General features: G+C 42.0%; 12 protein-coding genes. 10 read left to right on the top strand and 2 right to left on the bottom strand.

Annotated features, from left to right (window positions below; translation table 11 throughout):
• The first annotated feature begins 7 nt into the window (after window positions 1-7).
• Genes PG418_RS11365 through PG418_RS11335 form a run of 7 tightly spaced genes read left to right on the top strand, consistent with a single transcriptional unit; the run spans window position 8 to window position 3,533 of the window.
• A complete protein-coding gene (locus PG418_RS11365; protein WP_498837432.1) occupies window positions 8-118 on the top strand; it encodes a CD1375 family protein in 111 nt (36 codons plus the stop codon).
• A gap of 13 nt (window positions 119-131) precedes the next feature.
• Window positions 132-1,016: an Ig-like domain-containing protein gene (locus tag PG418_RS11360; RefSeq protein ID WP_498837388.1), complete on the top strand. Its 885-nt coding sequence runs from the start codon at window positions 132-134 to the stop codon at window positions 1,014-1,016.
• Window positions 1,017-1,027: 11 nt separating this feature from the next.
• Complete coding sequence (locus tag PG418_RS11355) at window positions 1,028-1,411, top strand: PF13754 domain-containing protein (protein WP_055297019.1); 384 nt, start codon at window positions 1,028-1,030, stop codon at window positions 1,409-1,411.
• The gene (locus tag PG418_RS11350; protein ID WP_055262293.1) at window positions 1,398-1,664 is read left to right on the top strand and encodes a hypothetical protein; all 267 of its coding nucleotides are present in this window, start codon (window positions 1,398-1,400) and stop codon (window positions 1,662-1,664) included. Before PG418_RS11355 ends, PG418_RS11350 begins: the two co-directional genes overlap by 14 nt.
• The gene (locus PG418_RS11345; protein WP_172679836.1) at window positions 1,664-1,825 is read left to right on the top strand and encodes a hypothetical protein; all 162 of its coding nucleotides are present in this window, start codon (window positions 1,664-1,666) and stop codon (window positions 1,823-1,825) included. Before PG418_RS11350 ends, PG418_RS11345 begins: the two co-directional genes overlap by 1 nt.
• Window positions 1,826-1,841: 16 nt before the next feature.
• On the top strand, window positions 1,842-2,315 hold the full coding sequence (locus PG418_RS11340) for a phage holin family protein (protein ID WP_118219003.1): 474 nt from the start codon (window positions 1,842-1,844) through the stop codon (window positions 2,313-2,315).
• Window positions 2,316-2,342: 27 nt separating this feature from the next.
• Window positions 2,343-3,533, top strand: coding sequence for a GH25 family lysozyme (locus PG418_RS11335; RefSeq protein ID WP_498837387.1), 1,191 nt, complete (start codon window positions 2,343-2,345; stop codon window positions 3,531-3,533).
• A 20-nt stretch (window positions 3,534-3,553) separates the two neighbouring features.
• Here the strand turns inward: PG418_RS11335 and PG418_RS11330 are convergent, their stop codons facing one another.
• Both PG418_RS11330 and PG418_RS11325 read right to left on the bottom strand, forming a co-directional pair.
• Complete coding sequence (locus PG418_RS11330) at window positions 3,554-3,835, bottom strand: ABC transporter substrate-binding protein (protein WP_243872462.1); 282 nt, start codon at window positions 3,833-3,835, stop codon at window positions 3,554-3,556.
• Between the two features lie 121 nt (window positions 3,836-3,956).
• Window positions 3,957-4,256, bottom strand: coding sequence for a hypothetical protein (locus tag PG418_RS11325; RefSeq protein WP_498837386.1), 300 nt, complete (start codon window positions 4,254-4,256; stop codon window positions 3,957-3,959).
• 128 nt (window positions 4,257-4,384) lie between these two features.
• Between PG418_RS11325 and PG418_RS11320 the strand changes: the two genes are divergently transcribed.
• The 3 genes from PG418_RS11320 (at window position 4,385) to PG418_RS11310 (ending at window position 5,897) form a co-directional block, all read left to right on the top strand.
• Window positions 4,385-4,762, top strand: coding sequence for an SdpI family protein (locus tag PG418_RS11320; protein WP_008369492.1), 378 nt, complete (start codon window positions 4,385-4,387; stop codon window positions 4,760-4,762).
• 14 nt (window positions 4,763-4,776) lie between these two features.
• Window positions 4,777-5,325, top strand: a complete 549-nt coding sequence (locus PG418_RS11315; RefSeq protein ID WP_173690715.1) for an alpha/beta family hydrolase — start codon at window positions 4,777-4,779, stop codon at window positions 5,323-5,325.
• 203 nt (window positions 5,326-5,528) lie between these two features.
• Window positions 5,529-5,897 (top strand): VOC family protein, encoded by a 369-nt coding sequence (locus PG418_RS11310; RefSeq protein WP_055157655.1) that lies wholly within the window; start codon window positions 5,529-5,531, stop codon window positions 5,895-5,897.
• Window positions 5,898-6,000 lie beyond the last annotated feature (103 nt).

Raw genomic sequence — 6,000 nt, 5'->3', positions numbered from 1 at the left:
GCAGATTATGTTAGGAAAGAAAACTTATTCACAGGTACCGAGACTTTTAAAGGACAAGGTAAAAGAGGTCCTGATTGATTCCGGAGCAGAAGATCTGGTAACAGAAGACAAGCAGTAGAGGTGAAGCGTAGATGGCAGTAAAAACAGCTCAATATATATTTAATGGTCAGGCATACAATCTGACCTATAATTCGACATCCGGGAAATGGGAAGCTACGGTTACAGCTCCAAGTAAGTCGAGCTATAATCAGCCGGATCATGTTCTCGGCGGAACAGTAAAGGCTACAGATGCGGCCGGCAATACTACCACGGTAGATCAGAGTCATGCTACTCTCGGCGCATCACTTAAACTCCGTGTAAAAGAAAAGACAGCACCGACTATCACGATCACGTCTCCGTCTGCAGGATCTTATATCACAAATACAACTCCGACTATCGAATTCCAGGTAAAAGATACAGACTCCGGAGTAAATGCAGGAACAATCGCAGTCACAGTTGATGGTACAGCCGTATCGACGGTAACAAAGACTGCTATTGACGGTGGATATAAGTGCACATGCACATCACCGACGTTAAAAGATGGATCACATACGATTTCGGTCAAAGCATCCGACAACGATGGTAATGCAGCTGCAGCTAAGACAGCAACATTTACAGTTGATACAGTGCCTCCGACACTGCAGATCACGGCTCCATCAAATGACCTTATAACCAACAAGAAGACGGTAACGGTAAGTGGTAAAACAGATGACGTATCATCTAAGCCAGTTACAGTAACGGTAAATGGAGCAACTGTAACGGTCGGAACAGACGGAGCATTTACTAAGGACGTGACTCTTGCTGAGGGTGCAAACACCATCACAATCGTAGCTAAAGACAAAGCCGGAAAGACTACTACAGTCACACGCAAGGTTACTGTCGATACGTCAGCTCCGGTGATTAAGTCAGTGACTCTTACTCCGAATCCAGTAGACTGCGGAAAGACATTCATTATTGCAGTCGAGATTACCGACTAGGCGGTGCGCCTATGGTAGTAAAGGTAAGCGGTAAGATAGATGGAAAAGAAGTAATATTCGAAAGAGCTGAAGGGGACCGGTGGAATGCCACGGTCCCTTATGATTTAGATGGAATGTATGTGGTGGAGCTGACGGCAGAAAATGATGCAGGCAATATCGCATACTGCACGAAGATGCTGTTGATTGTTGATCCGGCTACTCTATGCGTAAGACTTGTTCCACTTGATTATATGGTGGAAATTGTTCCGGAAGACTGTAAGGTTACAGTTATTCCGAAAGACTATGCTGTAGAGGCAGTTCCGGAGCAGTATCAAGTTATCGCAGAGCCAGATCCGCTCTTTGTGGAGGTAATTTATCCGATACATGGAAGGGGGTGTTGTTGTGAACAAAATTAGATTTATCCTGGGCGAAGACAAGCACGTTAAGCTATTGGTGCGAAGTCCTAACGATGAGCCATTTACGATTCTGACAGCATCTTATGAGCTGGCACGTTACACAGACATTGTGGTGCAAGGAGAGTGTGATATCAATGAGCATTATCTTGACTGCAAGATTGCTCCGAAAGAAAAAGGAACACATATATTGGAAGTGACTTATACGGTTGCGGATTCGATCAGGAAAGCAAGGATAGAAGTTGAGGTGGTTTAATGCTTAAAATTACAGATGTGAAATTAAGCAAAAATACGGTTGCGACCGGGGAAAAATTTACGATTTCTGTACAGATCCAGGAAACGGTTGATTATCCGTATGACTATCCATACGATTATCCGATATCTTATACCGGAGCAGCAAAGCCGGTAAATTCATAAAGAAAGAATGAGGAATATGAAAGTGGAACAGGCAAACTATATCAAAGCAATTTTTACAGCAGTATTTGCTTTCCTGTCAGCGCTTCTTGGAGTGCTTGCAGTGCCGGTGATCCTGCTGGTGGCATGCAATCTGATTGATTATGCTACCGGACTTATGGCAAGCAAATACAGAGCACAGGATATCAATTCCTATAAAAGTATCAGAGGAATTTTCAAAAAGGTATCTATGTGGCTGCTGGTTGTTGTAGGAGCAATAATAGATGAAATGCTTCTATATGCATCAACTTCAATTGGTTGGAAGTCACCAGTCACATTTCTGGTGGCATGTGTCGTGGCAATGTGGCTGATCTGCAATGAGATTATTTCGATTTTAGAAAATATTCAGGACATGGGAGTGAATATCCCGGCATTTATGCAGCCGCTTGTGAAGCACATCCGATCGCAGGTGGAAGATCAGGTGAAAGTAGATAATGATTCAGAAGGCGAATAGCGCCCTCTTTTTGAAAGGAGAAACATTATGGCAATGAATGGAATTGATATTGCAAGTTATCAGGCAGGAATTGACCTCAGTGTGGTCCCGTGCGATTTTGTGATCGTAAAGGCAACAGAGGGAACAGGCTACGTGAATCCAGATTTCACAAGAGCTTACGCACAGGCTAAGAACGCCGGAAAGTGTCTCGGTATCTACCATTATGCGAATGGTGGAGATTACCAGAAAGAAGCAGATTACTTCCTTGATAGAATCGGAAAACGTGTAGGCGAAGCAATTCTCTGTCTTGACTGGGAGGGGAAGAGCAACCCGGCATTCGGTAGCTCGGATTTTGCATGGTGCAAGAGCTGGCTTGACTATGTATACCAGAAAACAGGCGTAAGACCTCTTTTGTATTGTTCGCAGTCTGTAGCCTATAAATTCAACAATATCGGAAACTATGGACTCTGGATTGCACAGTACGCAGACATGAACGCCACAGGCTATCAGGATAAGCCGTGGAATGAGGGAGCTTATACTTGTGTTATCCGGCAGTATAGCTCTTGTGGTAGATTGAATGGATGGGGCGGTAATCTCGATCTGGATAAATTCTACGGCGACAAGGACGCATGGAACAAGTATGCCGGAAAAGGAAACACAACCAAACCGGCAGAAACACCGAAACCGACAGTGAATACTCCGGGCGGATCCACGCTCGATCTGGTTGTTGGAGTCATGCAGGGCAAGTACGGTGATGGTGACAACCGCAAGAACGCCCTTGGAACACGGTATAACGAAGTCCAGAGCTTCATCGACCATATCTATTCTGCATCCGTAGATACACTGGTGAACGAAGTGAAATCCGGTAAATATGGTAACGGTGACACAAGAAAGGTTGTTCTCGGTAGCCGGTATACGGAAGTACAGAATAAGATCAACGCTGCGTTTGCCAGAAAATCAAATGAGCAGATCGCACAGGAAGTTCTTGCCGGTAAATGGGGCAATGGAAACGACAGAAAGAATCGTCTATCAGCTGCCGGGTATGACTACAATACGATTCAGAATATCGTGAACGGTAAGTCAGGTGCTTCATCCGCACAGTATTACACCGTGCAGAGCGGAGATACGCTTTCCGGTATTGCAGCTAAATACGGCACGTCCTACCAGAAGGTTGCGCAGCTTAACGGAATAAGTAACCCTAATCTGATCTACGCCGGACAGAAGCTACGGGTAAAATAATAAATATTGTCTTGTACTAACTAATCTACTCCAAAACCAGTAACAAGAGTCAAATTAATTCCTTCATCCGCAAAATACCCATTTTCAATCGCAACGTATTGCGGGGCATAGAAGATAGAATGGGCGACTTCGTTCAGTGTCACAGAGACAGGAGAAGAATTGGTGTCATGATTGGCTTGGGAAGTGACGGTTTCAGCTTTAGGATTCGTGGCATTATCATCGGCAGGTGCAGAGCTGCAGGCTGATAAAAGGCCGACAGTTATAGCAGAAACAAAAAGTAAGGATATAAAATTTTTTTTCATAAGTCCTCCTGGGTGGTATAACATTCTCATTTAAGATATGCAAAAAATGTGAAATTGGTGTTTTTATCTGATAGCCAATCGTTCTCCGCTGAAGATTTTGAAACTCCAGAACAACCTGCAACTAAAAGTCCCTTATTTTATCATATAATTTATCCGAGTAATATGGCAGATAAATAATAGCAAAAGTATAAGCCATATGTTTCGCTTCGGTTAAGTCATTTGTCCTTTTTTCACCATAATATTTGCTCATAAGTGGCTGACTTCCATCACCTACGCCCTGCAATATCAGGTTGATGATCACCAGTGAAATATTAGGAGTCAGAGCAAGTCCGAAAGGAGTGAGTCCTGCCTTAAAAATTGATTTGCATAGAGAACCGAATTCACCAGTATTTGCACAAATTTCCAGTTTCTTTTTTACCACAAAATGCACAAGAACCGAAAACGGTTTGTTGATTAATTTGTCCCAAGAGAGTAAACTGAAACATAAGACATTTGGGGTGTGTGTATCTGAGAAAAACTGAAAAAAGATAAAATAATGGAGGTGCGGTTATGGGATTCTGGATTTTTATGCTTATAATGGATTTACTGATTCCGTTTACAATGATCGGCTTCGGAAAAATGTTTTTGAAAAAAGCACCGGATCAGATCAATTATGTGTTTGGTTACAGAACATCAATGTCAATGAAGAATCAGGACACCTGGGTATTTGCACATCATTATTGCGGAAAGATCTGGTATATCTGTGGACTTATTCTTTTGGTGGTATCTTTAATTGTGTTACTTCTGGTTATTGGAAAGTCTAATGATGCCATAGGAAATGTCGGGGGAATTCTGTGTGTATTTCAGATGATTCCACTGGTGGGTTCGATCATACCGACGGAGATTGCACTCAGGAAAAATTTTGATAAATATGGAAATAAAAGATAAATCAGGAGGATGCCATGAAAATAGCAGTATTTTTCCCAGGCATTGGTTATCATTGTGATAAGCCACTTTTGTACTATGCAAGAAAACTGGTTCAGGAATATGGATATGAAAAGATAGTCATGCAGGAGTATTCCTATAATGGCAAAAATATACGCGGCGATAAAAAGAAAATGCAAGAGGCATTTGAGTGCTTGTATGCGCAGGCAGAAAAGGAGCTTGAAGAAATCGCATTTGACGAGTACAGTGAAGTTTTATTTATTTCCAAAAGCGTAGGAACCATTATTGCATCCGCTTATGCTGAGAAATATAAGATAAAATGCTGCCAGATTTTGTATACCCCGCTTGAACAGACTTTTATGTTTGAACATGATGATGCAATTGCATTTATTGGAACTGCGGATCCGTGGAGCGATGTAAAAAAAGTAATTGCATGTTCAAAGAATCAGGCAGTTCCGATTTATGTGTATGAGGATGCCAATCATTCATTGGAAAAAGAAAATATTTTACAAAACATTGATATCCTGAAAAACGTAATGGAAAAGACACAGAAGTATTTGCGGTAGCTATTCCAGGAAAGCGGACCCATTTGCACTGGAGGTGTCGAATAAATCCCGTGCAATCCGGATAACGTCGTGTGCATAGGATGGAAGATATCCTCCATGGCGGTGTGCCGCTGGGAAGGGAAGTTGAATAGGAAAAGCCTATTTTTTACCAGGAAGATCAGAAAAAACTGATAGAGTAAAAAAATCAGGTTGTGGAGGAGAAGATGAGATTAAGGAATATCCTGATTGTCGTAAAAGACATTGAAAAATCAAAGAAATTCTATCATGATCTGTTTGGTCTGGATATCATTCTGGACAATGATGGAAACGTTATTCTGACAGAAGGACTTGTTTTACAGGACGAAAAAGTCTGGAAGGATGTTACAGGAAAAGAAGTTGTCCCGGAGAATAATTCCTGTGAACTTTATTTTGAAGAGCGGAATATTGAAGCGTTTACTGAAAAATTAGAAAAACTGTATCCGGAAAGCAAATATGTCACCAGGCTGATGACGTACAGCTGGGGACAGAAAGTGATCCGTTTTTATGATCTGGACGGCAATCTGATTGAAGTCAGGACACCGATGCGGGGATAAAGAGAAAATAACATACATCAGGAGGACAACAAAATGGCAGCGGTACTTTTACGTGCAGCATCTCTGGCGTTTGTCATGGTTCTTGGAATTTTATTGAAAAAGA

This window comes from Bariatricus sp. TF06-38A, from assembly GCF_027690675.1.
In the GTDB taxonomy this organism is placed as follows: domain Bacteria; phylum Bacillota; class Clostridia; order Lachnospirales; family Lachnospiraceae; genus Allocoprococcus; species Allocoprococcus comes.
This window is presented reverse-complemented; position numbering and strand designations above follow the sequence as displayed.